Origin of the sequence: Pseudomonas sp. Marseille-Q5115, from assembly GCF_916618905.1 — a bacterium.
In the GTDB taxonomy this organism is placed as follows: Bacteria; Pseudomonadota; Gammaproteobacteria; order Pseudomonadales; family Pseudomonadaceae; genus Aquipseudomonas; species Aquipseudomonas japonica_A.
This window is the reverse complement of the sequence record NZ_CAKAKI010000001.1, coordinates 4,984,237-5,009,137: the sequence shown is the minus strand read 5'-3', so window position 1 is coordinate 5,009,137 and position 24,901 is coordinate 4,984,237. Positions and strand designations below refer to the sequence as shown.

The window sequence follows — 24,901 nt, the reverse complement described above, 5'->3', positions numbered from 1 at the left end:
GTTGATCAAAAAATGATCATAGGCCTGAAAGCCACGATTTCCGCGGCACATAGCGTTGTGCCACCAAGTTATTCACAGGCTGGTCCACGGGAGTTGTGGGCTAATAACGATTGGGGATAAGTAAACATCAAATGCGACTTCAGGTCGCATTCCACAGCCGGTTCAAAAATGTTTTCCACATTTCCGACCGGCCGTGAAAGGCTGCGCGATGTTGTCAATGGCCGCCCAGATAGGCGTTCCTGACGTCATCGTTGGCCAGCAACTCCTTCCCAGTGCCGCTCATGCGGATCTGCCCGTTGACCATCACATAGGCCCGGTCGGATAACTTCAGCGCATGGTTGGCATTCTGCTCCACCAGGAAAATAGTCATACCGGACTGGGCCAGCTCTCGCAGGGTGGCGAAAATCTGCTTCACCACGATCGGCGCCAGGCCCAGCGACGGCTCGTCCAGCAGCAACAGCTTGGGCCGGCTCATCAAGGCTCGTGCGATGGCCAGCATCTGCTGCTCACCGCCCGACATGGTCATTGCCCGCTGGTTGCGGCGTTCCTTCAGGCGAGGGAACAGGTCGAACATCCGCTGCATGTCTTCGCCAGCGTATTTATCCCCGATGGGGATAGTCCCCATCATCAGGTTTTCTTCCACGGACATGTCCGGGAAAACCCGGCGGCCTTCCGGCGACTGCGCGATGCCGTTGGACGCGATGTAGTGGGAGGACTTCTGACTGATGTCCGTGCCCTGGTAGAAGATCTGCCCGCTGGCCACTCTCGGCTGACCGAAAATGGACATCAGCAAGGTCGACTTTCCTGCCCCGTTGGAACCGATCAGGCTGACCGTTTCACCCGGGTCGATGTGCAGGGATACCTGCTTCAGCGCCTGGATCGGCCCGTAATATACGTCGATGGCTTTCAGTTCGAGGATGGGCGCGGTCATACCAGTTCCTCTTCGTCAGCGCCCAGGTAGGCTGCGATCACTTTGGGGTCATTGCGGATCTGCTCGGGTTTGCCGGTGGCAATCACGTTGCCGTGGTCCAGCACCACGATTTCATCGGAAATGCTCATCACCATGCCCATGTCATGCTCGATCAGCACCACAGTCATGTCGTGGTGGTCCCGCAGGTGGCGAATCATGCCACTCAGCGCTTCGGTTTCCTGCGGGTTGAGGCCGGCGGCCGGCTCGTCCAGGCAAATCACCTGAGGCCGGGTGCACATGGCCCGGGCAATTTCCAGCCGACGCTGCTGGCCATAGGAAAGCTCACCGGCCAGGCGGTTGGCGCAGTCCACCAGGTCGACCACTTCAAGCCAGTAGAACGCCGTCTCCAGCGCCCGCTCCTCGGCCTTGCGATAACCGGGCGTATTAAGAATGCCGGCAATCATGTTGCGATTGACCCACATGTGTTGGGCTACCAGCAGGTTTTCTACCACGGACATTTCCTTGAACAGTCGAATGTTCTGGAAAGTACGCGCCAGCCCTGCACGGTTCACTAAATGGGTACCGCCAAACATTTTGTAGTAAAGCCGGCTGAAAAAGCGGTTCGGCGCCACGAAGTCCGTGGCCTTGAACGGCTCGCCCAGCAGCTTGATGACTTCTACGCTGCCCGAGCGCGCATTCAGCTGGATGCGCCCACCGGTGGCCTTGTAAAAGCCGGTGAGGCAGTTGAACACGGTGGTCTTGCCAGCGCCGTTGGGGCCGATCAAGGCGAAGATCGAGTTGCGCTTTACCTGCAAGTTAACGTCGCTCAGCGCCTTGATACCGCCGAACTGCATCATCAGGTGTTCAACGGACAGAATGATATCGTCGCTCATGGCGCCACTCCTTTACGCGGCACTACCCCGGTGCGGCTGATGCGAATAAGCCCGCGCGGTCGCCAGATCATCATCAACACCATGAGAATGCCGAACAGCAGCACCCGGTACTCGGCGAAGCTTCGCAGCAGTTCTGGCGCTACCGTGAGCACGAACGCGGCGATCACCACACCCACCGTGGAGCCCATCCCGCCGAGCACGACGATGGCGAGGATCAGGGCCGACTCGAAGAAGGTAAACGAGGCAGGGTTCACGAAGCCCTGGTAGCTGGCAAAGAACACCCCTGCCAGGCCAGCGGTCGAGGCCCCAAGGGTGAACGCAGACAGCTTCACCAACACATGGTTGAGGCCCATGGCGCGGCAGGCAATTTCGTCCTCGCGCAGCGCTTCCCATGCACGGCCCACGGGCATGCGGGTGAGGCGATGTTTGATGTACAGCACCGCCATCACCACCAGGAACAGCACGGCGTAGATGAACAGGAACTTGAGATCCGGGTTGTATTCGAAGCCGAAGTATTCATGGATCGGAATGCCGCCATCCTTTGCCCGCCGACCGAACTCCAGCCCAAAGATGGTTGGCGAAGGTACAGGCACGCCGTTGGGGCCTCCGGTGAAGTCCAGCCAGTTGTTCAGCACCAGGCGAATGATCTCACCGAAGCCCAGGGTCACGATGGCCAGGTAGTCCCCGTGCATTCGCAGTACCGGGAAGCCCAGAATGCAACCGGCCAATGCGGCAGCAATAGCCGCCAACGGCAACGCCGACCAGAAGCCAAGCCCCAGGTATTGATAGCCGAGCGCCAGGCCATAGGCCCCGATCGCGTAGAACGCCACGTAGCCCAGGTCCAGCAGGCCCGCCAGCCCTACCACGATGTTCAGGCCCAGCCCGAGCAGTACGTAGATCAAGCCCAGGATCACCACGGTGAGCATGTACTTGTTCGCGAACACCGGGAATACCAGGGCAATCACGATCAGCAGCGGGATGATCCAGCGCAGCCGGGATTTGTAGTCTGGCGCCAGCACGTGCACGCCCCCGCCGCTGCCTTCGAACCCTTGGAGGATGCTCAGGCCCTTGGGTGTTTGCAGGAACAGGCTGAGCAGGAAGCGCCCGGCCATCACTACGGCGACCAGCACGGCGGTACGCGCCGGTTGCAGGTTGAACCCATAGCCATCGAGCACGATACCCACGATGGGGCCGAATACGATCAGCGCCAGCAGGCCGGCAACGATCGCATCGATAAGGCTTTTCTTGAGATTGACAGGTTTATTGATCGCGGAAGACATGGTCACACCTTCGCCACAAGTGGGCGACCCAGCAGGCCTTGGGGACGGAAGATCAGGATCAGCACCAGCAGGCCGAAGCTGAACACGTCTTTGTAATCCGAGTTCACCAGCCCGGAGAATTGCGACTCGGCCACGCCGAGGATCAGCCCGCCCAGCATGGCGCCCGGCAACGAGCCGATACCGCCCAGCACCGCCGCAGTGAACGCCTTGATCCCGATGATGAAGCCGGCATAGAAGTCAAAGGTGCCGTAGTTCATGGTCACCAGCACACCGGCCAGCGCGGCCATGGCTGCACCGATGATGAATACATAGGAAATCACCCGGTCGGTGTTGATGCCCAGGATAGAGGCCATCTTGCGGTCTTGCTGCGTGGCCCGGCACATCCGGCCCAGCTTGGTGTACTTGATGATGTAGGTGAGCACCGCCATGCCGACGAACGCTGCCACGATGATGAACGCCTTGGTGTAGCTCAGCTGCACAAAGCCACTGCCTATGTGGAAGCGCCAGCCGCCTTCGAGCAAGGTGGGTACGCCCTGCTGGCGCGAGCCCTGGCTGATCTGCACGTAGTTCTGCAGGATCAGCGAAATACCGATGGCGCTGATCAAGGGCGCAAGCCGCGTGGAGTTACGCAGAGGCTTGTATGCCACGCGCTCGATCACGAACCCGTACACGCCGGTCACCACAATCGTGAAGATCAGCGTGCCGAGAATCAGAAATGGGAAAGAATCGATGCCGAAGAGGGACAGTACCGCCAAGCCGATAGCGGAGAGGTAGCAGCTGACCATATACACGTCGCCATGGGCGAAGTTGATCATGCCGATGATGCCGTAAACCATCGTGTAGCCGATGGCAATCAGCCCGTAGACCGACCCCAGGGTCAGCCCGTTGACCATTTGCTGCAGGAAAATACCGTCCATCATGCACTCTCGTGAACGTATTGGGGCGCCAGGCACTCACGCCTCGGCGCAGGCCGAAACGCGCGTGCCTGCAATGTTGCGCAGGCAAGTTGGAAGTGCAGCCAGGGCGGGCGGGCCATTGCCCTGCTCGCCCTGGCGCGGAGCTTATTTTTGTTTTTCGAGTTGCTTGTACTTGCCGTCCGGGCCCCACTGGTACACGACGTAGTCGGAGACTTTCAGGTCGCCCTTGCTGTCCCAGGTTTTTTCGCCCATTACGGTCTTGACCGAGTGCGCCTTGAGCCACTCAGCGGCTTTTTCGCCATCGTTTGCCTTGGCGCCGTTCAGGCCGGCAGCAATGGCCTGGAGCGAAGCGTAGGCATACAGGGTGTAGCCTTCGGGCTCGTAGCCACTCTTGCGGAACTGGTCTACAACAGCCTTGGAATCGGGCAGCAAGCGGGGGTCTGCGCCAAAGGTCATGTACACGCCATCAACGTATTGAGCGCCGCCGGCAGTAGTCACCAGCTCGTCGGTCACGATGCCGTCGTCAGATACGAACCTGACGTCCTTGAGGCCCTGCTCGCGCAGTTGGCGAACCAGCGGGCCGGCTTCCGGGTGCAGGCCGCCGAAGAACACCACGTCGGCGCCGGTGCCGCGGATTTTGGTGACCAGGGCGCTGAAGTCTTTCTCGCCGCGGGTCAGGCCTTCTTCCAGCACGGGCGTTACACCGCGCTTTTTCAGCTGGGCAGAGGTCGCATCGGCCAGGCCCTTGCCATAGGTGTCCTTGTCGTTGATTACCGCGACTTTCTTGGCCTTCAGCATGTCGACGATGTAATCACCGGCAACGATGCCTTGCTGGTCGTCACGGCCGCACATCCGCAGCATGGTCTTGAGGCCACGCTCGGTAACCTGCGGGTTGGTGGAGCCAGGGGTGATCGCGATAACACCCGCGTCGCTATACACTTCCGACGCTGGAATGGTGTTGGACGAGCAGAAGTGCCCTACAACGCCTACCACTTTGTCCTGGTCTACCAGCCGGTTGGCAACGGCCACAGCCTGCTTGGGTTCGCAGGCATCATCGCCTGCCACCAGCACGATCTTTTCCCCGTTAACGCCCCCCGCGGCGTTGATGGCATCGGCCGCAGCCTGCGCACCCTTCATGTACTGCTCACCGAACGAAGCGTTGGCACCGGTCATGGGGCCAGCAACGCCGATTTTCACGTCCGCCTGTGCATACGACGCAACGCCCATTGCGGTAGCGACCGCCAGGGCCAGAAAGCCTTTCTTGTAAAACGTCTGCGACATGAGGTGATGCTCCTGAACGTTTTTTTGGTTGGCACAACAGCTTCAGCGTCATGCTCCGAGCAAGCGGCGTGCCATCAATTTTTACATGCGCGTAAAGTCGTAGGCTGAAGTTTCAAGCGCGCTCCCTGCAGGTCGACCAAACGGGACGTGCAACCGTCTAACACGAAGATAGTGATACCTCGTTACAATAAAGGGGCAACCTGACGCTGGCGTGAAGAGCAACCATGACCGGCAAGTCAGCGCAACCAAGGCGTAACAACAAGCGTAACGGAACTGCACAATCTCGGTGCGCGCCCGCTACATCGCGCACCACCCCGGCCGTGCTGCGGAGCCACCGCAGAAGGCTGGCACAAACTGTGTTCTGTAACATCCCGCCTCATGCGCCGAGAAGTGGCACAAGTGTGCATGCCATACTTTTCAGCCGAACCGTTGTCTGAAATGTGTTGGCCAACCCGGAGCCCTTGATGATCGATTCACCCTTCCGCCCACGCGTGATTCACTCACTGCTGGACACTGACCTGTACAAGCTCTCCATGATGCAGGCGGTGCTGCACAACTACCCCAATACAGATGTGGAGTGGGAGTTTCGCTGCCGCAACGGCGAGGACCTGCGCCCTTATCTGGATGAGCTGCGGTGGGAACTGGAGCGCTTGTGTGAATTGAGCCTGGCCGACGAGGAAGCCGCCTTCCTGGAAAATATCAGCTTTATGAAGCCTGATTTTCTGCGCTTCCTGGGGTTGTTCCGATTCAATCTGCGGTATGTGCAGCTGGGCATCGAGCACGATGAGTTGTACATCCGCCTGCGTGGGCCGTGGTTGCATGTGATTCTGTTCGAGGTGCCATTGCTGGCAATGGTGAGCGAGGTTCGCAACCGCACGCTCCATCCAGGCGTGACGCTGCAGAAAGCCCGGGATCAGCTGTACCGCAAGTTCGACTGGCTGGTCGCCAACGCCACGGTGGATGAACTGGCAGGCCTGCAGGTGGCCGATTTTGGTACACGCCGCAGGTTTTCCTTCGGCGTCCAGGATGAAGTAGTCCGCCTGCTCAAGGCGGAATTTCCGGCACGCTTCGTAGGTACCAGCAATGTGTACCTGGCGCGTAAATACGATCTCAAGCCATTGGGCACCATGGCGCATGAATGGGTAATGGCGCACCAGCAGCTCGGCCCCCGGCTGATCGACAGCCAGATCGCCGCGCTGGATTGTTGGGTCAGGGAATACCGCGGCCTGCTAGGCATCGCTCTTACAGACACCATCACCATGGATGCCTTCCTGCGCGATTTCGACCTGTACTTCGCCAAGCTGTTCGACGGCCTTCGCCATGACTCGGGTGACCCGCTGCTCTGGGCCGAAAAAGCCATCACCCACTACCGTAAGCTGGGCATCGACCCAATGACCAAAACCCTGGTGTTCTCAGATGGCCTGGACCTCCCCCGTGCGCTTAACCTGTATCGCGCTCTACGCGGGCGCATCAATGTGAGCTTTGGCATCGGCACCAACCTCACGTGCGATATCGACGGGGTGGCGCCTATGAGCATGGTGCTGAAGATGACCAGCTGCAATGGCCAGCCCGTGGCGAAGATCTCCGACGAAGCGGCCAAGACCCAATGCCGCGACCCGAATTTCGTGTCCTACCTGCGGCATGTGTTCAAGGTGATGTAGCACTGCGGGGTTTGGCTGGACCTAGTCCACCAGCTTCAAGGTGCCTTGCATCATCGAGATATGCCCGGGGAAAGTGCAGAAGAAACTGTACTGGCCGGCGGGGTCGAGAGCGGAAGCATCGAAGGTGACGCTGTCCTGGTCGCCCGCGCCGATCATGCGCGTATGCGCGATTACCCGGCTGTCTTCCGGCTGGAGATAGCCCTCTTCGGCGCCAGCCGACATTCCATCGCTGGCCACGTTGCGCATGTCGGCCGTTTTGCTGAGCACCCAGTTATGCCCCATCACCTGCACCGGCAGCGCGCCGGAGTGGGTAAGCGTGACCTTGAAGGCCTTGCAGCTTTTGCTGACGGTGATTTCCTTCTGATCGAAAGTCATCTGGTCGGTGGAATCGACCGTTACCTCGCACTGCGCCGCCAGAGCGGGAACGGCAACCAGGCCAAGCAAACTGGCGAAAACGGCTTTGAGCAACATGCATACACTCCAGGGCAGTGGGCCGCTTGTCTATCGGGCCCATGAACACATTCAAAGTGCCCATCTTGCCTGCCGGGCGTAGGCTTCTCAACATCACTTGAGGAGAACCATCATGGGTTTCAACAGCTTCTTTCGTAGCCTGCTTGCCGCATACGCGTGTGGTGCCAGTGGCGCCGAGCCAGAGTACAACGCGGGTCAGCCACACTGATCATCCAGTAGGCAGCGCTTCTTCAATGGGGGTCACGGTCACCTGTACCTCAGGGTCGTGGCTGCCGCCGCCCAGGATCACCCCACGCAGGGGGGATACATCGGAAAAGTCCCGCCCCCATGCGAGCGTGACGTGGCCCAGCCCGGGCCGCACGTTGTTGGTGGGGTCGAACTCTACCCAGCCATTGGCCGGGCAATATACAGCGACCCAGGCATGGGAGGCGTCCGCGCCGATGAGCCGAGGCTTGCCAGGCGGCGGCTGGGTCAGCAGATAACCGCTGACATAGCGCGCAGCCAACCCCCGGGACCGCAGGCAGGCAATCATCAGGTGGGCGAAGTCCTGGCACACCCCGCGCCGCTGCTCCAGTACTTCCAGCAAAGGGGTCGCCACGCCGGTGGCGTTAGCGTCATAGGTAAATTCGTTGAAGATCTTGCCCATCAGCACCTGAGCGCCTTCGAGCAAAGGCATGTTTGGAGGGAAACAGCTGTCAGCGAACGCGACGAAGTGCTTCTTCAATCGAATAAAGGGCGACTCAAAGCGGAAGCGGCACGCCTTCAGCAAATCCCGTGGCATTGGCTGACCGCTGTAGCACAAGCTGTCACGGGCCATTTCCCAGGCGGGCGACAATCGCGTGTCAGGCGCCCGGCGAGGCAGCACTTCCACTTCCAGCCGCGCCTTGACCGTGAGCGCGTCATGGGGCCGCTCAAAGGCCAGGCGGGTAAGCGGGTTGCCGAATACATCGTATTCGTCGATCCGCTGGGTAGGCAGTGGTGACACCTCAAGTGACTGATTGCGGCATAACTGCCACGCACAAGGGCGCGGCCACAAGTGCGCCAGCTGTTTGGCCAGCGATACCGGGGCGTCGTACGCGTAGTGGGTGTCATGCATCACCTGATAACAAGTGCCTGTCATACCGATACCGTTTGCTGGCTGACATCATCCACATGAGCGAAATGGCGCAATGCAAGGCGGTCGGACACATGGCTGCTGGCATCGCCTACCTCATCGAGCAGATCCGCTAACCCACCCAGCACCACCCGTACGCTGCCTACCCCGAACAAGGAGTATTCCAAGGCACCCAGATCGAATACCGTAAGCCGCTCGATCAGTGTTGCAAACGAATTATCGCGTGGTATGCGCAAGTCATCGTGCAGCCGCCGTAGCGACCGCACCACCTGCCGGAGCTGAAATAACACGGCGTGTGGGTTCTGGGGGTCAAGCAGCAATAGGTCGAGCACAGGGATCAGTTGCGCTTCGGCCAGGTAGCGTGAGCGGTAGGTAATGCTACTGTTCGCCAATTCCAGCAGCCACTCCAGCGCCGAAGGCTCGAATACCTGTCCACTGCGCAGGCTGGCCGCCAGGCTGGTGCACAGGAAGTGCAAACGCTCGAGGCGCCGGCCGATCATCAGGAAGCGCCAGCCTTCGTCGCGGGTCATGTCATCCAGCGCAAAGCCGGACAGTGCCGCCAGTGACACTACCAAACGGTTGAGCAGATCCAGGGCTTCGCCCAGGTCAGTGCCCAGCAGCTCCAGGCGTGCCGATTCCCGTTGCAATTCGACCAATGCATGCCAGTTTTCACGCGAAAGCTTGCCGCGTACCTGCGACGCCGCCCATTGCAGCCGTTGCAGGTTGTTGCGCAGGCTGAACGGCCAGTCAGCGCCCACCAGCGCCGTGAGCAGCCCGGCTTCCAGTTCACTTTCATCGGGCATTACATTCAGGGCCTGCGCCAGCGCGACCGCAGCATGCAATGCCTGCGCGTCGTCCCCTTCCACGTGGCGGGTGAGGACGATCCGCAGCAACCGGGCACTGTCGTCACACCGCTCCGAATAGCGCCCGAACCAGAACAGATTTTCGACCACCCGAGAGGGCAAGTAAGGGTCTCGCCGGATCACGTCCTGCGCCCCAAGGGCCCGTTGTGCGCGCCACTGCTCGGCGCTGGGCGCCGGCTCGCCAAGTATCCACGTATCTTTGCTGGCGCCGCCGCGCTGCATGGCGATCACCTCGGCGTCGGCGTGGGCGGCTACCCGGGTCAGCCCTCCCGGCAGCACGCGGTAGCCCTCTTCAGCCGCCACCGCATACATGCGCATGCCAACCGCGCGAGGCTGCAACCCAAGGCTGTCGCCATGCCACACCGGCGCCTGGGACAGCTGCGCGATGGCCTGGCCAACATAGGCATAGGGGCGAGCCTTGATCCGCTCGCCCAAGGCTTTGCGCTGCGCTCCATCGAGGTTTCGCCCGAACACCGGCCCAAAGCTCTGCGACGGGAAGGCCGGCTTGAACACCAGTTCGGCCATGTGCTCCAAGGCGTGCGCCATCACCGGGGGCTCCCCGCACCACCAGGTAGCAATGGACGGCAACATCAGCTTCTCGCCAAACAGGTGCTCGTTGATCGCAGGCAAGAACCCAAGCAGCCCAGGGGACTCCAGCACGCCGCTGCCCAGTGAGTTGGCTACCAGCACCCGGCCTTCGCGTACTGATTGCAACAGCCCAGGCACGCCCAGGGCGGAATCGGTACGCAGCTCAAGCGGGTCGCAGAAGTCGTCATCCAAGCGGCGCAATATGGCGTGCACGCGCTGCAGCCCATTGAGTGTCTTGAGGTACACCGTGGCATCGCGCACGGTCAGGTCAGTGCCTTCAACCAGCGGGTAGCCCAACTGTCGGGCCAGGTAGAGGTGCTCGAAATAACTTTCGTTGAAGCGCCCAGGCGTCAGCACCACCACCAGGGGCGTATCGGTGCCCGCCGTGGCTAGCCGGGCGAGGGTTTCCTGCAGTGCCCGGAAGAAGCCAGCCAAGTGCCGCGCTTGCAGGTCCCGGTAAAGGTCGGGAAATGCGCGAGACACGATCATGCGGTTTTCCAGCGCATAGCCCGCCCCCGAGGGGGCCTGCGTACGGTCTGCGGTTACCCACCAGCGCCCATCGGGGCTGCGGGCCAGATCCACCGCATACAGGTGAAGGAAAATATCTGCGGGCGGGCGGATACCCTGACAGGCCCAGAGGTAATTGTTATGGCCAAACACCAGCTCGGACGGCAGCAACCCCTCCTGCATCAGGGTTTGCGGGCCGTAGATGTCCGCCAGCACCGCGTTGAGCAAGCGTGCCCGCTGGGCGATGCCGGCGGCCAGGTACTGCCATTCGCCCTGCTCGATGAGGTTGGGGAGCAGGTCCAGCTCCCACGGCCGGTCCGCACCCTTGGGGTCGGCATACACGTTGTAGGTCACACCGTTTTCGTGAATCTGCCGGTTAAGCATGTCCTGCCGCTGGGCCAGCTGCGCGGGGCTGCTGCGTTGCAGGTGGTCGAGCAGGCGCCGCCAGTGCGGCCTTACCGCGCCAGCGGGGTCGAGCATTTCGTGATAGCTACCCGCGGTGCGCAGGTAGTGTTCAAGCAGGTCTGGCATGAAACGCTCGGCTACAGGTAGTGGGCCCGACTCATTGGAAACGGCGCATGTCCAGTGTCATGGGAAACGCTTCGTTAACCTGTGCAGGTGGCGCGACAAGCGTTCCGGGAGTGTGGCCGACCCGGAAGAAACGCGCCAGCCGCCGGCTTTCGGCTTCGTTGCCATTGACCGGGAAGGTGTCGTAGTTACGCCCACCCGGGTGTGCCACATGATATTGGCAGCCGCCCAACGAACGCTGCATCCAGGTATCGACCAAGTCGAATACCAGGGGCGCATGGGGTGCGATGTTCGGGTGCAATGCGTTGGCCGGCTGCCACGCACGGTAGCGCACGCCCGCAACGAACTCGCCGGCGACTCCAGTGGCACGCAGCGGTACCGGAAGGCCATTGCAGGTAAGCACATAACGCCCCGGCGCCATGCCCGTCACTTTCACCTGCATGCGCTCGAGCGAGGAGTCCACGTAGCGCACGGTGCCCCCGGCGGCACCCTCCTCGCCCAGCACGTGCCAAGGCTCCAGAGCCTGGCGCAGTTCCAGCTCGATCCCGGCCACCGCATAGTCGCCCACCTTGGGAAAGCGAAACTCCAGGTGCGGCGCGAACCATTCTGCCTTGAACGGATAGCCCGCCAGCGTGAGCTCATGAAGCACATCGGCGAAGTCCTGAGCCACAAAATGGGGAAGCAGAAAGCGGTCATGCAGTTCCGTGCCCCAGCGAGTCAGGCGTTCTGGGGCATAGGGTGCTTTCCAGAACCGCGCCACCAGCCCACGCAACAGCAACTGCTGCGCCAGGCTCATGCGGGCATGGGGCGGCATTTCGAACGCGCGCAATTCCAGCAGGCCAAGGCGGCCACTGGCGCTGTCGGGCGAATACAGCTTGTCGATACAAAATTCGGCGCGGTGGGTGTTGCCGGTTACGTCGGTCAGCAGGTTGCGCAGCAGGCGGTCTACCAGCCAGGGCGCGGCCTCCTCGCCAGGGGCGGGCATTTGCGAGAAGGCGATTTCCAGCTCGTAAAGGGCATCGCTGCGCGCTTCGTCCACCCTTGGGGCCTGTGACGTGGGCCCGATGAACAGCCCGGAGAACAGGTACGAAAGCGAGGGGTGATCATTCCAGTAACTCACCAGGCTACGCAGCAGGTCTGGGCGACGCAGGAAGGGAGAATCTGCAGGCGTGGCCCCGCCAAGCACGAAATGGTTGCCACCACCAGTACCGGTATGGCGGCCGTCGATCATGAACTTCTCGCTGGCCAGGCGGGTGAGCCGCGCCTGCTCATAAAGAAATTCGGTACGATCCACCAGCTCCGCCCAGCTCGCCGAAGGCTGAACGTTCACTTCAATAACGCCAGGGTCGGGCGTAATGCGCAGGTTCTGCAGACGCGGGTCGGCCGGTGGCTCGTAGCCTTCCAGCACCAGCGGGCAGCGCAACCCTTCGGCTACTGCCTCAACCACTTCTACCAATTGAAGGTAGTCTTCCAGCCGCTCAAGCGGCGGCATGAAGATGTGAAGCCGGCCGTCTCTGGGTTCGGCGCACAATGCGGTACGGGCAATCCAGCCCGCCGATTCGCCTGCTTTGGGGGCGCTGCCTTCGTAACGGCCTTGCACCGACGCTGCCGGCTGCTGCAGCGCAAGGGGCGAGAACGCCTGGTTGGGGTCACGGGCGTTGATGAAGGGGTAATCGCTTTCCTGGACCCACGGCAGAGAATTCAACGGCAGCCGATAACCCAGAGCCGAATCGCCGGGCAACAGGCGACACTGCTCGTCGCGCAGGTACCAGCGGCTGCTGTGCCAACGGTCACCTGCGGCGGTACGCGCCAGCGGCAACACATGGCCAACCACTTGGTCCAGGCCTTGGGTAAACACCTTGCGCAGGCGCTCACGCTCCAGCGGGTCGGCCAGGCGAGCATCGCTGACGCTCAGATTCGTCGGCAACGTGCCCTCGCGCCAGAGGTAGTAAAGGCTGTCTTCGTAGGCTGGAAAAACGAAGTCTCCAGGTAACCCCATGTGCTCGGCCACCTGTACCAGAAAGCGCGCCGCCAACTCGGTATCGGCAGCGTAGCTCTCCTGCTCATTGGCAATCAGGCGGGGGTTGTGCCAGATCGGCTCGCCGTCCGTGCGCCAGAAGGCATTCAGCGACCATCGCGGCAACTGTTCGCCCGGGTACCATTTCCCCTGGCCGAAGTGCACCAGCCCGCCGGTGGCGTAGCGTGCTCGCAAGCGCTGATACAGATCAGTGGCAAGCTTGCGTTTGTTCGGCCCGAGGGCGGCGGTGTTCCATTCGGCGCCGTCTGGGTGGTCCACAGACACGAACGTGGGTTCGCCGCCCATGGTCAGGCGCACGTCACCCGCCAGCAGGTCGGCGTCGATGTGCTCGCCCAGCGCGAGTATGGCCTGCCATTGGTCTTCGCTGTAAGGCCGGGTAACGCGCGGCGCTTCCCAGATCCTGCGCACCGACATGGAATGCGCGAAATCACATTCGCATGGCTCTACCCTGCCGGTGATGGGCGCAGCGGAAGTGGGGTCCGGGCTGCACGCCAGTGGGATATGCCCTTCCCCGGCAAACAGACCCGACGTGGCATCCAGGCCGATCCAGCCAGCGCCTGGCAGGTAAACTTCGCACCAGGCGTGCAGGTCGGTGAAATCCACGTCCGTACCGGCTGGCCCGTCCAGCGCTTTCACGTCAGCGGTAAGCTGAATCAGGTATCCGGACACGAAACGCGCCGCCATCCCGAGGTTGCGCAGCACCTGTACCAGCAGCCAGGCCGAATCCCTGCAAGAGCCGCATTCCAGTTCCAGGGTTTGCTCGGGTGTTTGCACCCCCGGCTCCATACGGATGAGGTAGCGCACGTCCTGGCTGATGCGCTGGTTCAGCGCAACCAGAAAGTCTACGGTTGGCTTGGGCTCGCGCTCGATACTTTCGACGTAAGCAGCGAACCGAGGCGACAGCGGCAGTTTTTCCAGATAGGGGGCCAGTTCATGGCGCTCATCAGGTGCATAACTGAACGGAACGGCGTCAGCATAGGGCTCAAGGAAAAAATCGAACGGGTTGAACACGGCCATTTCGGCGACCAGGTCCACCTCGATCCTGAACCGCTCGGTTTTCTCCGGGAACACTAGCCGCGCCAGGTAATTGCCCTGCGGGTCCTGCTGCCAGTTGATGAAATGGCCTTCGGGCAGAACCTTTAGCGAATAGGAAAGAACGCGTGTTCGGCTATGAGGCGCTGGGCGCAGCCGGACTATCTGCGGCCCTAGCTCCACCGCGCGGTCGTAGCGATAGTCGGTAATGTGGTTTAACGCGACATGTATCGACACAGCGTGCCTCCTGCAGGCCAAACGGTCAGGGAAACAGCGCAAGAGTTGTGCCAGCACAACCCTGCTGTCGGTTATGCATAGCTGGCTCAGCCCGCGGTGCTCTGGTTGGACTCAACCAACCGCTGTTCTATCCACGGGGGCTACGTTAATAAACCAGGCGCTGTGCAGGCAGGCCTGGAGCCACCGCTGATCCCTCAGGATCAGCGGAACGGCCCTTCTCCCTGTATGTGACAGCCTTTCGATCAGCGAGGAAGCACCGGTTGCCGGCTAGGCTTGCGCTTGCCCTTGGCGCTGGTATTTCCCTTGCCAGCCCGAGCAGCCTGATCGCGGCGCGCCTGTGCCGCAGCCTTGGCCTCCTCCCGCTTGTCCCAAGGCTTGCTGCCGTCACTACCGCGCGGCGGCAGGCCGGTGTGCTGCGTGAGAATACGCTGCTCGCGGGCGACCTTGTGGCTACCGGCAGGGGTTGAGTTCTTACGCCGCGCGCTGGTGTAGGTGTCCGCGTCAGGCTGGTGCGCCGGGATCAACTGGTTTTTACCCGAGCCGATCAGATCGGCACGGCCCATGCGTTCCAGGGCTTCGCGCAGCATTGGCCAGCCCTTCGGGTCGTGGTAGCGCAGGAAGGCCTTGTGCAGCCGGCGCTGGGCCTCGCTTTTCACGATACTCACACCTGGGCTCTTGTACGTGACCTTGCGCAGCGGGTTCTTGCCCGAGTGGTACATGGCGGTAGCGGATGCCATGGGTGACGGATAGAACGCCTGCACCTGGTCGGCGCGGAAGCCATTGCCCTTGAGCCACAGGGCCAGGTTCATCATGTCTTCGTCAGTGGTGCCAGGGTGCGCGGCGATGAAATACGGGATCAGGTACTGCTCTTTTCCCGCCTCCTTCGAGTACTTCTCGAACATGCGCTTGAAGCGGTCGTAGCTCCCGATGCCCGGCTTCATCATCTGATTGAGCGGGCCTTCCTCGGTGTGCTCCGGGGCGATCTTCAGGTAGCCGCCCACGTGGTGGGTGACCAATTCCTTCACATACTCCGGCGATTCCACCGCCAGGTCATAGCGCAGGCCCGAGGCGATCAGGATCTTCTTCACACCGGGCAAGGCGCGGGCGCTACGGTACAGCTGGATCAGCGATGAGTGATCGGTGTTCAGGTTGGGGCAGATCCCCGGGAACACGCACGAAGGCTTGCGGCACGCGGATTCGATCTCCGGGCTTTTGCAGGCGATGCGGTACATGTTCGCGGTCGGCCCGCCCAGGTCCGAAATAACGCCGGTGAAGCCGGGCACCTTGTCGCGGATTTCTTCAATCTCGCGGATGATCGACTCTTCGGAACGGTTCTGGATGATCCGGCCTTCGTGTTCGGTAATGGAACAGAACGTGCAGCCACCGAAGCAGCCGCGCATGATGTTCACTGAGAAGCGGATCATGTCGTAGGCGGGGATCTTTTCCTTGCCATACGCCGGGTGCGGGACGCGCGCGTAGGGCATGCCGAACACGTAATCCATTTCCTCGGTGGTCATGGGAATGGGCGGCGGGTTGAACCACACGTCTACTTCGCCGTGCTTTTGCACCAGCGCGCGGGCATTGCCCGGGTTGGTTTCCAGGTGCAATACGCGGTTGGCGTGGGCATAGAGCACGGCGTCGTTGCGAACCTTCTCGAAGGACGGCAAGCGGATGACCGTCTTGTCGCGGGTCATGCGCGGGCTTTCGAGGATCTGCACGACCTTGGCTTCGGTGGGATCTTCCACCGGGCCTTTTTCCTGCTCGATGGCGCAGGCCTGGGTGTCCTGTGTGTTCACATACGGGTTGATGATCTTGTCGACCTTGCCCGGGCGGTCGATACGCGTGGAGTCCACCTCGTACCAGCCCTGGGGGGTATCCCGGCGCACGAAAGCGGTGCCGCGGATATCCGTGATGCTTTCGATCGGCTGCCCAGCCGCCAGCCTTTGAGCCACTTCTACTACGGCGCGCTCGGCGTTGCCGTACAGAAGGATATCGGCACAGGCGTCGATCAGGATCGAATGGCGGACCTTGTCCTGCCAGTAGTCGTAATGCGCGATCCGCCGCAGCGACGCCTCGATGCCACCCAGCACGATAGGCACGTGCTTGTAGGCTTCCTTGCAGCGCTGGCTATACACCAGGCTGGCGCGGTCCGGCCGCTTGCCGGCAAGGCCGCCGGGGGTGTACGCGTCGTCGGAGCGGATTTTCTTGTCTGCGGTGTAGCGGTTGATCATCGAATCCATGTTGCCGGCCGCAACGCCGAAGAACAGGTTCGGCTCGCCCAGCTTCATGAAATCGGCTTTGGAAGTCCAATCCGGCTGGGCAATGATGCCCACTCGGAAACCCTGGGCTTCGAGCAGCCGACCGATGATCGCCATGCCGAACGAGGGATGATCGACATAGGCATCACCGCTCACAATGATGATGTCGCAGGAATCCCATCCCAGCTGGTCCATTTCTTCCCGGCTCATCGGCAGGAAAGGCGCCGGCCCGAAACATTCGGCCCAGTATTTCGGATAGTCGAATAATGGCTTGGCTGCTTGCATGGTGATGACCGGTGTTATGGCGAATGGACCCGCGCGAATTCGCGGCCGCGGAGGATAGCACAAAAAATGACCAAATCCGACGGCCTTTGTCGGATATAGGCTATTCGATGGCTCTGCAGGGAATATTCGAGCGAAGGTCAGGCAAGGCAAAAACAGGCGAGGAAGCGGACCGGGCTGGCGCTCCAGTTTACTAGTTGTAAATGAGCATTCCGAGCCTGTTTTTAACGCAGCATCACCGAGCGCAGGATGTTCCCCGATTATTCGTCATCGAACTGATAGCTGCCCGGCGCCAGGTTCTCGAACCGAGTGTACTTCCCGATGAACGCCAGGCGCACGGTACCAATCGGGCCGTTCCGCTGCTTGCCGATGATGATTTCGGCGATGCCCTTGTGCTCGGTTTCGGGGTGGTACACCTCGTCACGGTAGACGAACATGATCACGTCAGCATCCTGCTCGATCGCTCCCGATTCCCGTAGGTCGGAGTTCACCGGGCGCTTGTTCGGGCGTTGTTCCAGCGAGCGGTTGAGCTGGGACAGGGCGATCACGGGGCAGTTGAATTCCTTGGCCAGGGCCTTCAGCGAGCGGGAAATCTCCGAAATCTCGTTCGTACGGTTGTCGCCGCTCGAGCCGGGGATCTGCATCAACTGCAGGTAGTCGATCATGATCATGGCGATCTCGCCGTGCTCACGCACGATGCGACGCGTACGTGCACGCATCTCCGAAGGGCTGATGCCGGCTGTATCGTCGATGAACAGCTTGCGGTCGTTGAGCAGGTTCACCGCCGAAGTGAGCCGTGGCCAATCGTCGTCGTCCAGGCGGCCGGTTCGTACCTTGGTCTGATCGATACGGCCCAGCGACGACAGCATACGCATGATCAGCGAGTCGCCTGGCATTTCGAGGGAGTACACCAGCACTACCTTGTCGCTGCGCAGTACCGCGTTTTCTACCAGGTTCATGGCGAACGTGGTTTTACCCATGGACGGTCGCCCTGCCACGATCACCAGGTCGGACGGCTGCAGGCCGCTGGTCTTTTCGTCCAGGTCGGCATAGCCGGTGGACAGGCCCGTGATCGCCTGATCGGTATTGAACAGGGTATCGATGCGGTCGATGGCCTTGGTCAACAGATCATTCACGCCTACCGGGCCGCCGGTCTTGGGGCGTGCCTCGGCAATCTGGAAGATCTGCCGCTCGGCTTCATCGAGGATTTCGGACGCGTTCCGCCCTTGCGGATTGAAGGCACTGTCAGCGATATCGCTGCTGATGCTGATCAATTGGCGCAGGGTTGCGCGCTCGCGAACGATCTGAGCGTACGCCTTGATGTTGGCGACCGACGGCGTGTTCTTGGCCAGTTCGCCCAGATAAGCAAGGCCGCCGACCTGGCTGCTCTGCCCTTCCTTGTCCAGCTGCTCGTGCAGCGTGACCACATCGAATGGAAGGTTCTGGTCAGCCAGGCGAGCCACCGCGCGGAAGATCAGGCGGTGGTCATGCCGGTAGAAGTCGCCATCCGACACCTGGTCCAGTACCCGCTCCCAGGCATTGTTGTCCAGCATCAAGCCACCGAGCACAGCTTGTTCGGCCTCGATGGAGTGAGGTGGAACCTTGAGCGCGGCGGTTTGCAGGTCGTATTGTTCAGGCGTCGAGATTTCGTTCATAACCGGCGGAATCTGAGGGGTACATAAAAAACAAAGGGCACGACCTGTCGAAGACAGGGCCGTGCCCCATGTTAAACCGCTGGCTGGCCGAGCGGCCAGCCAATGGCTCAGGCGGCTACAACCACAACGCGAACGGTAGCTTCAACGTCGCTGTGCAGGTGCACGGCTACGTCGTATTCACCGACGTTACGGATGGTGCCGTTCGGCAGACGAACTTCAGCCTTGGCAACTTCAACGCCGGAGGCGGTCAGTGCGTCAGCGATGTCGTGAGTACCGATCGAACCGAACAGCTTGCCTTCATCGCCCGCGGTTGCGGTGATGGTGACTTCAAGCTCGGCCAGTTGAGCGGCGCGGCTTTCAGCGGAGGCTTTCTTGTCGGCAGCTGCTTTTTCCAGGTCAGCACGGCGAGCTTCGAACGCAGCCAGGTTGGCGGCGGTCGCGGCAGTAGCCTTGCCTTGTGGCAGCAGGTAGTTACGACCGTAACCAGCCTTTACGTTTACCTTGTCGCCCAGGTTGCCCAGGTTGGCGATTTTTTCCAGCAGGATCAGTTCCATTTGGTATTAACCTCTTAACTTTAACCTTCACCGTTCGCGGAGCCCTGGTCGTTGCCTTTTTCAGGCGCCAGGCGGCCGCGAAAATCAATCAGGCTGTCGACAATGGCCACAGCCACCAGTAACGGATAGGCCAGCTGTATGAACAGCAGGAACGTGACGTACAACCCTACCAGCCAGAAGCGCCCGAGCTTGCCGCGTACGACCAACCCATGCACCAGGGCGAAGCCCGCGAACATCAGCGGCACGCTGCACAGGGGGGTCAACATCGCCACCCTGGGACCGAAGTGCGGCCCCACCAGCATGCACGCCAATAGCGCGAGGGCTACGGCACCGGGGATTCGCGTGGCGCGAAACTCGCGCCCGAAACCGCCGGGGTTATACAACACGGCCTGCCAGTAGCGCCCCAGTATCAGGGCCAACAGGCTGATGGCCTGCAACAGAGCTGCTATCAATCCGATCAGTACCGGAGCGATCAACGCCTCCAGGTGGGCTTGCTCTTCCAGCGACAAGCGCTGGTAGATGTCGCCGAGCAGGTCAGGCAGGTGGCTGTTCATGGCCACCGCCAGCTGGTTCAGGGCTTCGCCGAAGGCGGCTCCCAGTACCACGCCATACACCACACCCAGGCCGACACTCGCCAGCAACACCTTGCTCCAGGGCCATCCCGCGCGCAGCAGCGCCGCGAGCCCCAGCGAACCCAGCAACACCATTAGGGTGCGAGGTTCATCGAAGTACCACCAGACAAACGCCGGCAGTATTCCCCAGGCAAGGACGGCAATGGCGTCGCTTCGCCCCCGCCGCAGCAGCACAAGGCAACCTGCGGCGGCACTCAACCAGAACAACAGCGGCAACGCCGCACATCCAGCCACCACCAGGGTGGCTTGCATACGACCCCGCATGATGAAATCAGCCAAGGCACGCATGCGCTCTATCCTTTACGGCTTGTCGACAAAGCCCGTATCAGCGGCCGTGGCTGTCGGTGTAAGGCAGCAGGGCCAGGAAGCGGGCGCGCTTGATAGCGGTAGCCAGCTGACGCTGATAACGAGCCTTGGTACCCGTGATACGGCTTGGAACGATCTTGCCGGTTTCAGATACGTAAGCTTTCAGGGTGTTGAGATCCTTGTAATCGATCTCTTTAACGTTTTCTGCGGTGAAGCGGCAGAATTTACGACGACGGAAGAAACGTGCCATTTAACAGGCTCCTCTAAAGATCCGTGGATTACTCGTCAGCGTTGTCGCTGTTGTCGCTGTTGTCGCTGTCGTCGCCGTCGGCGCTTTCAGCTTGCTCAGGACGGTCACGACGCTCACGGCGCTCGCTGCGGTTTTCTTCAGCCTTGAGCATTTCGGACGGGCCGGTAACGGCTTCGTCGCGACGGATCACAAGGTTACGGATAACGGCATCGTTGTAGCGGAAGCTGTCTTCCAGCTCGGCCAGGGCCTTGCCGGTGCATTCGACGTTCAGCATCACGTAGTGAGCCTTGTGAACGTTGTTGATTGCATAGGCCAGTTGACGACGGCCCCAGTCTTCCAAGCGGTGAATCTTGCCACCGTCTTCTTCGATCAGCTTGGTGTAACGCTCGACCATGCCGCCGACTTGCTCGCTCTGATCCGGGTGGACCAGGAAGATGATTTCGTAATGACGCATGAATGCTCCTTACGGGTTGTAGCCTGCCGAGGTACCGGTCAGACAAGGAGTGAATAGTGCTTGGTACATGCCTAGGCGGGCGCTGGTAAGCCTGCCGCCAGGGCAAGGGGCGCAATTGTAGAGAAGGGCCCTGGGCAACGCAAGGTGATTGGCGAATATTTGACCAGCCGACTATCCCGGGCGCTGAGCCCGGGAAGACGGGCCGTTAACGGCCCTGGCGCTGGCGCACCGCCTCGAACAGGCACACACCGGTTGCGACCGAAACGTTGAGGCTGCTGACACTGCCCGACATCGGCAACTTGACCAGATGATCACAATGTTCGCGCGTAAGGCGGCGCATGCCCTTGCCTTCGGCGCCCATCACCAATACCAGCGGGCCGGTCATGTCTTGCTGGTAGATTTCCTTCTCGGCTTCGCCGGCCGTGCCGACAACCCACAGCCCGCGCTGCTGGAGCTTTTCCAGGCTGCGCGCCAGGTTGGTCACGGCCACCAGCGGGATCACTTCCGCCGCGCCGCAGGCAACCTTGCGAACCACAGGGGTAAGCGTGGCGGACTTGTCCTTGGGAATGATCACGGCAAGGGCGCCAGCGGCGTCTGCGGTGCGCAGGCAGGCCCCGAGGTTGTGCGGGTCGGTTACGCCGTCGAGCACCAGCAACAAGGGCGGCCCCTCATGGCGGTCGAGCAGCTCGTCGAGCATTGCCTCGCCCCATACCTGGCTCGGGCTTACGTCAGCCACCACGCCTTGGTGAACGCCTTCGACCCAGGCGTCCAGCTCCCTGCGCTCAGCGGAGCCGACCGTAACGCGGTGTTCGCTTGCCAGCTGCAACAAGGCTTGCAGCCGAGGCTCACTGCGGCCTTCGGAAAGCCAGATATGCTTGACCCGGCGCGGGTGGTGGCGCAATAGCGCTTCCACGGCATGTACGCCATAGATCTTTTCCAACTGGCTCATGATTTTGCCTTGGTCTTGCGCGAGCCAGCCTTGGACGGCCCCTTGCGGTGTTTGGTGGGCTTGCCGCTATCGGCCTTGGCGGGCGCGCTCCGGGCGTCGCTCATCAGGGCTTTCTTCATTTCACGGCTTTTGCGTACTTCAGCGTTGTTGGCCGTGGCATGGGAGGCCCGATAGGCTTCGTCCACGGCTGGGTCCTTCCCTGCCTTGCGCTTGCGCGGGCTAGCGGGCGCTTGCGCAGGCTCGGCAGCCGGGGCGGCGACCGCCTCAGGCTTTCGCGAGCGGCCGGCGGGCGCGGTATCGGTGGCCTTGCGCGATTTACGTGCGCCGGTACCGGTATTGCCGGCTCTGCCTGAGCTCTTCTCGGGGGCCTTGTCGGCCAGCTCGAAGTCGATCTTGCGCTCGTCCAGGTCTACGCGCATCACACGCACCTGCACGGTATCGCCCAAGCGGAAGCTGCGCCCGGTTCGCTCGCCAGTGAGGCGATGGTGAACCTGGTCATAGTGGTAGTAGTCCCCCGGCAACGCCGAGACGTGGACCAGCCCTTCGACATAGATGTCGGTAAGCGCCACGAACAGGCCAAAACCAGTAGTCGCGGTAATGATGCCGGGGAACACTTCGCCCACGCGGTCCTTCATGAACTCGCACTTGAGCCAGTTCACTACGTCTCGGGTGGCTTCGTCGGCACGGCGCTCGGTCATCGAGCACTGTTCGCCCAGCTGTTCCAGCGCCGCCTCGTCATACGGGTATATCCGCGCCTTGGGCATGGCCGCCGCTCCGGCGCGCACCACATGCGGCGTTTCCCGCTTGGAGCGGATCACGCTACGGATGGCGCGGTGAACCAGCAGGTCGGGATAGCGGCGAATAGGCGAGGTAAAGTGGGTATACGCCGGGTAATTCAGGCCGAAGTGGCCATTGTTGTCCGAGGTATAGACCGCCTGGCTCAGTGAGCGAAGCATCACGGTCTGGATCAGCTGGAAGTCCGGGCGATCCTTGATACGCTCGAGCAGCGCCTGGTAATCCTTGGGCGTCGGCCCCTCTTTCCCTTTGTGCAAGGCAAGGCCCAGCTCACCCAGGAAGGCCTGCAGCTTCTCGAGGCGCTCCGGCGGTGGGCCGTCGTGAACGCGGAACAGCGCGGGCACTTCGTGTTTCTTGAGGAATTCGGCGGTAGCCACGTTAGCGGCCAGCATGCATTCCTCGATCAACTTGTGGGCGTCGTTGCGAGTGGTCGGGCGGATTTCCGCGATCTTGCGATCCTCGCCAAAGACGATACGGGTTTCCTGGGTTTCGAAGTCGATCGCGCCCCGGGTGTGACGGCCCGCCAAAAGCACCTGGTAGAGCGCGTACAGTTGCTTGAGGTGAGGCAGCACCTGGCCGTATTCACCACGCAGCGCCTTGGCTTCCGCGGTACGGCTATGCTCGAGCATCGTGCTGACCTTGTTGTAGGTCAGGCGCGCGTGGGAATGGATAACCGCTTCGTAGAACTTGTAGTCGACCATTTGCCCGCTTTTGGAAATGGTCATCTCGCAAACCATCGCCAAGCGATCCACGTGCGGGTTGAGCGAGCAGAGGCCGTTGGACAGCTCCTCGGGCAGCATCGGGATCACCCGCTCCGGGAAGTACACGGAGTTACCGCGCACCTGCGCCTCGGCGTCCAGCGCCGAGTCGATCTTCACATAGCTGGATACGTCGGCAATGGCCACGTAAAGCCGCCAGCCGCCGGAAAACATCTTGATACGGCCCGTGGGCTCGCAATAGACCGCATCGTCGAAGTCCCGCGCGTCTTCGCCGTCGATGGTCACGAACGGCAGGTGACGCAGGTCGACACGGTTAGCCTTGTGCTTGTCTTCAACTTCCGGCTTGAGCCGCGCCGCTTCTTTCTCCACAGCCTCGGGCCACACATTGGGAATGTCGTAGCTGCGCAGGGCTACGTCGATTTCCATCCCGGGGGCCATATAGTTGCCCAGTACTTCAATCACGTCGCCCTGCGGCTGGAAGCGAGCCGTTGGCCAGTGGGTGATCTTGATCTCGACGAACTGGCCCACGCGCGCGCCGCCATTGCGGCCGGGGGTTACCAGCACTTCCTGCTGTACCTTGGGGTTATCCGCCTGGACGAACCCAATGCCGCCTTCTTCGAAGTACCGCCCCACGATGGTTTCATGAGCACGGCTCACCACTTCCACCAGCGCGCCTTCACGTCGGCCGCGACGGTCGAGCCCGGAAACCCGCGCCAAGGCTCGGTCGCCATCGAACACCAGGCGCATCTGAGCCGGGCTGAGGAAGAGGTCGTCGCTGCCATCGTCGGGGATCAGGAAGCCGAAACCATCACGGTGGCCACTGACGCGCCCGGCGATCAGGTCGAGTTTGTCGACCGGCGCGTAGGTGCCGCGCCGGGTATAAATAAGCTGAGCATCGCGCTCCATCGCTCGCAGGCGGCGACGCAGGGCTTCGATCTGGTCTTCGGTCCCCAGGCCGAACTCCTCGACCAACTGCTCGCGGCTCGCTGGAGAACCACGCTCGGCGAGGTGGTGCAGGATCAATTCACGGCTGGGGATAGGATTTTCGTATTTTTCCGCTTCACGAGCGGCCTCGGGATCGAGGGACTGCCAATCGGCCATTAGAGAGTGTTCACCTTGTGTGATATGCAAGTTAGTTTGGCATACCCCTGTGGAAACGGGAAATTCCAGCACTTTATAGCGCGCCACAGCCTTTGCGGCGCCCCTTTGAGGCCTCATCGCCTGGGCCGGAATATTTTTGCAGCCAGGGGTTTACACTGCAATACAGCGACCGTATAGTGCGCGCCATCGACGACGCAAGTGGTCGATTTGCCCAGATGGTGAAATTGGTAGACACGCCAGCTTCAGGTGTTGGTGGCCTTACGGCCGTGGAAGTTCGAGTCTTCTTCTGGGCACCATCTTCAAACGCGAGACTACCTCAGTCCATCGCGTTCCAAAAGCCCGCGAAAGCGGGCTTTTGCATTTCAGCCCCCCGCTACGCCCAACCTGATTCCGCAGCTTCATTTTTTCCAAAAAGGGGTTTACAGCCTCAATCGGCAGCCGTATAGTGCGCGCCATCGACGACGCCAGTCTTCGATATGCCCAGGTGGTGAAATTGGTAGACACGCCAGCTTCAGGTGTTGGTGGCTTTACGGCCGTGGAAGTTCGAGTCTTCTCCTGGGCACCAAATTCAAGCGTCAGCGCTTCAAAAAACCCGCTCACAAGCGGGTTTTTTTGTGCTCATCGGA

Annotated in this window: 18 protein-coding genes and 2 tRNA genes; 3 read left to right on the top strand and 17 right to left on the bottom strand. The window is 61.2% G+C overall.

Annotated elements, in window-relative coordinates; translation table 11 throughout:
* Positions 1 to 214: 214 nt before the first annotated feature.
* From LG385_RS22975 to LG385_RS22955, 5 genes are all read right to left on the bottom strand, one after another.
* Positions 215 to 931, bottom strand: a complete 717-nt coding sequence (locus LG385_RS22975) for an ABC transporter ATP-binding protein (protein ID WP_225776041.1) — start codon at positions 929 to 931, stop codon at positions 215 to 217.
* A complete protein-coding gene (locus LG385_RS22970; RefSeq protein WP_181121548.1) occupies positions 928 to 1,803 on the bottom strand; it encodes an ABC transporter ATP-binding protein in 876 nt (291 codons plus the stop codon). Before LG385_RS22970 ends, LG385_RS22975 begins: the two co-directional genes overlap by 4 nt.
* A complete protein-coding gene (gene livM / locus LG385_RS22965; RefSeq protein WP_225776040.1) occupies positions 1,800 to 3,083 on the bottom strand; it encodes a high-affinity branched-chain amino acid ABC transporter permease LivM in 1,284 nt (427 codons plus the stop codon). The genes LG385_RS22970 and livM overlap by 4 nt, the downstream gene beginning before the upstream one ends.
* Before the next feature lie 2 nt (positions 3,084 to 3,085).
* Positions 3,086 to 4,000 (bottom strand): ABC transporter permease subunit, encoded by a 915-nt coding sequence (locus LG385_RS22960; RefSeq protein WP_181111275.1) that lies wholly within the window; start codon positions 3,998 to 4,000, stop codon positions 3,086 to 3,088.
* A gap of 144 nt (positions 4,001 to 4,144) precedes the next feature.
* Complete coding sequence (locus LG385_RS22955) at positions 4,145 to 5,281, bottom strand: branched-chain amino acid ABC transporter substrate-binding protein (RefSeq protein WP_225776039.1); 1,137 nt, start codon at positions 5,279 to 5,281, stop codon at positions 4,145 to 4,147.
* Positions 5,282 to 5,745: 464 nt separating this feature from the next.
* Here LG385_RS22955 and pncB point away from each other — a divergent pair, with 464 nt between their 5' ends.
* On the top strand, positions 5,746 to 6,942 hold the full coding sequence (gene pncB, locus LG385_RS22950; RefSeq protein WP_225776038.1) for a nicotinate phosphoribosyltransferase: 1,197 nt from the start codon (positions 5,746 to 5,748) through the stop codon (positions 6,940 to 6,942).
* A gap of 21 nt (positions 6,943 to 6,963) precedes the next feature.
* Here the strand turns inward: pncB and azu are convergent, their stop codons facing one another.
* From azu to rnr, 12 genes are all read right to left on the bottom strand, one after another.
* A complete protein-coding gene (gene azu / locus LG385_RS22945; RefSeq protein ID WP_225776037.1) occupies positions 6,964 to 7,413 on the bottom strand; it encodes an azurin in 450 nt (149 codons plus the stop codon).
* 208 nt (positions 7,414 to 7,621) lie between these two features.
* Positions 7,622 to 8,533 carry a transglutaminase family protein gene (locus LG385_RS22940; protein ID WP_225776036.1) on the bottom strand — a complete coding sequence of 304 codons (912 nt, stop codon included), beginning with the start codon at positions 8,531 to 8,533 and terminating at the stop codon, positions 7,622 to 7,624.
* The gene (locus LG385_RS22935; protein WP_225776035.1) at positions 8,530 to 11,016 is read right to left on the bottom strand and encodes a circularly permuted type 2 ATP-grasp protein; all 2,487 of its coding nucleotides are present in this window, start codon (positions 11,014 to 11,016) and stop codon (positions 8,530 to 8,532) included. The genes LG385_RS22940 and LG385_RS22935 overlap by 4 nt, the downstream gene beginning before the upstream one ends.
* A 31-nt stretch (positions 11,017 to 11,047) precedes the next feature.
* On the bottom strand, positions 11,048 to 14,320 hold the full coding sequence (locus tag LG385_RS22930) for a DUF2126 domain-containing protein (RefSeq protein WP_225776034.1): 3,273 nt from the start codon (positions 14,318 to 14,320) through the stop codon (positions 11,048 to 11,050).
* A 242-nt stretch (positions 14,321 to 14,562) separates the two neighbouring features.
* Positions 14,563 to 16,863 carry a YgiQ family radical SAM protein gene (locus tag LG385_RS22925; RefSeq protein WP_181110829.1) on the bottom strand — a complete coding sequence of 767 codons (2,301 nt, stop codon included), beginning with the start codon at positions 16,861 to 16,863 and terminating at the stop codon, positions 14,563 to 14,565.
* Positions 16,864 to 17,120: 257 nt separating this feature from the next.
* Positions 17,121 to 18,515: a replicative DNA helicase gene (gene dnaB / locus LG385_RS22920; RefSeq protein ID WP_181110830.1), complete on the bottom strand. Its 1,395-nt coding sequence runs from the start codon at positions 18,513 to 18,515 to the stop codon at positions 17,121 to 17,123.
* Positions 18,516 to 18,622: 107 nt separating this feature from the next.
* Positions 18,623 to 19,069, bottom strand: a complete 447-nt coding sequence (gene rplI / locus LG385_RS22915; RefSeq protein ID WP_181110831.1) for a 50S ribosomal protein L9 — start codon at positions 19,067 to 19,069, stop codon at positions 18,623 to 18,625.
* A gap of 20 nt (positions 19,070 to 19,089) precedes the next feature.
* Positions 19,090 to 19,989 (bottom strand): hypothetical protein, encoded by a 900-nt coding sequence (locus LG385_RS22910; protein ID WP_225776033.1) that lies wholly within the window; start codon positions 19,987 to 19,989, stop codon positions 19,090 to 19,092.
* A 37-nt stretch (positions 19,990 to 20,026) separates the two neighbouring features.
* Positions 20,027 to 20,257 (bottom strand): 30S ribosomal protein S18, encoded by a 231-nt coding sequence (gene rpsR, locus LG385_RS22905; protein WP_040260021.1) that lies wholly within the window; start codon positions 20,255 to 20,257, stop codon positions 20,027 to 20,029.
* A 28-nt stretch (positions 20,258 to 20,285) separates the two neighbouring features.
* Entirely contained in the window at positions 20,286 to 20,711 is a 426-nt protein-coding gene (gene rpsF, locus LG385_RS22900; RefSeq protein ID WP_181110833.1) for a 30S ribosomal protein S6, read from the bottom strand.
* A gap of 205 nt (positions 20,712 to 20,916) precedes the next feature.
* Complete coding sequence (gene rlmB / locus LG385_RS22895) at positions 20,917 to 21,660, bottom strand: 23S rRNA (guanosine(2251)-2'-O)-methyltransferase RlmB (protein ID WP_225776032.1); 744 nt, start codon at positions 21,658 to 21,660, stop codon at positions 20,917 to 20,919.
* A complete protein-coding gene (gene rnr / locus LG385_RS22890; protein WP_225776031.1) occupies positions 21,657 to 24,275 on the bottom strand; it encodes a ribonuclease R in 2,619 nt (872 codons plus the stop codon). The genes rlmB and rnr overlap by 4 nt, the downstream gene beginning before the upstream one ends.
* 209 nt (positions 24,276 to 24,484) lie before the next feature.
* On the opposite strand from rnr, the gene LG385_RS22885 reads away from it, so the two are divergent.
* Both LG385_RS22885 and LG385_RS22880 read left to right on the top strand, forming a co-directional pair.
* Positions 24,485 to 24,571 (top strand) — tRNA-Leu (locus LG385_RS22885).
* Positions 24,572 to 24,753: 182 nt separating this feature from the next.
* A tRNA-Leu gene (locus LG385_RS22880) sits at positions 24,754 to 24,840 on the top strand.
* Positions 24,841 to 24,901: the final 61 nt, after the last annotated feature.

Bases quoted from the DNA above. Each gene is read 5' to 3' on its own strand.
- LG385_RS22975 (WP_225776041.1), bottom strand. From the start codon at position 931: ATGACCGCGCCCATCCTCGAACTGAAAGCCATCGACGTATATTACGGG.
- LG385_RS22970 (WP_181121548.1), bottom strand. From the start codon at position 1,803: ATGAGCGACGATATCATTCTGTCCGTTGAACACCTGATGATGCAGTTC.
- livM (WP_225776040.1), bottom strand. From the start codon at position 3,083: ATGTCTTCCGCGATCAATAAACCTGTCAATCTCAAGAAAAGCCTTATC.
- LG385_RS22960 (WP_181111275.1), bottom strand. From the start codon at position 4,000: ATGGACGGTATTTTCCTGCAGCAAATGGTCAACGGGCTGACCCTGGGG.
- LG385_RS22955 (WP_225776039.1), bottom strand. From the start codon at position 5,281: ATGTCGCAGACGTTTTACAAGAAAGGCTTTCTGGCCCTGGCGGTCGCT.
- pncB (WP_225776038.1), top strand. From the start codon at position 5,746: ATGATCGATTCACCCTTCCGCCCACGCGTGATTCACTCACTGCTGGAC.
- azu (WP_225776037.1), bottom strand. From the start codon at position 7,413: ATGTTGCTCAAAGCCGTTTTCGCCAGTTTGCTTGGCCTGGTTGCCGTT.
- LG385_RS22940 (WP_225776036.1), bottom strand. From the start codon at position 8,533: ATGACAGGCACTTGTTATCAGGTGATGCATGACACCCACTACGCGTAC.
- LG385_RS22935 (WP_225776035.1), bottom strand. From the start codon at position 11,016: ATGCCAGACCTGCTTGAACACTACCTGCGCACCGCGGGTAGCTATCAC.
- LG385_RS22925 (WP_181110829.1), bottom strand. From the start codon at position 16,863: ATGCAAGCAGCCAAGCCATTATTCGACTATCCGAAATACTGGGCCGAA.
- dnaB (WP_181110830.1), bottom strand. From the start codon at position 18,515: ATGAACGAAATCTCGACGCCTGAACAATACGACCTGCAAACCGCCGCG.
- rplI (WP_181110831.1), bottom strand. From the start codon at position 19,069: ATGGAACTGATCCTGCTGGAAAAAATCGCCAACCTGGGCAACCTGGGC.
- LG385_RS22910 (WP_225776033.1), bottom strand. From the start codon at position 19,989: ATGCGTGCCTTGGCTGATTTCATCATGCGGGGTCGTATGCAAGCCACC.
- rpsR (WP_040260021.1), bottom strand. From the start codon at position 20,257: ATGGCACGTTTCTTCCGTCGTCGTAAATTCTGCCGCTTCACCGCAGAA.
- rpsF (WP_181110833.1), bottom strand. From the start codon at position 20,711: ATGCGTCATTACGAAATCATCTTCCTGGTCCACCCGGATCAGAGCGAG.
- rlmB (WP_225776032.1), bottom strand. From the start codon at position 21,660: ATGAGCCAGTTGGAAAAGATCTATGGCGTACATGCCGTGGAAGCGCTA.
- rnr (WP_225776031.1), bottom strand. From the start codon at position 24,275: ATGGCCGATTGGCAGTCCCTCGATCCCGAGGCCGCTCGTGAAGCGGAA.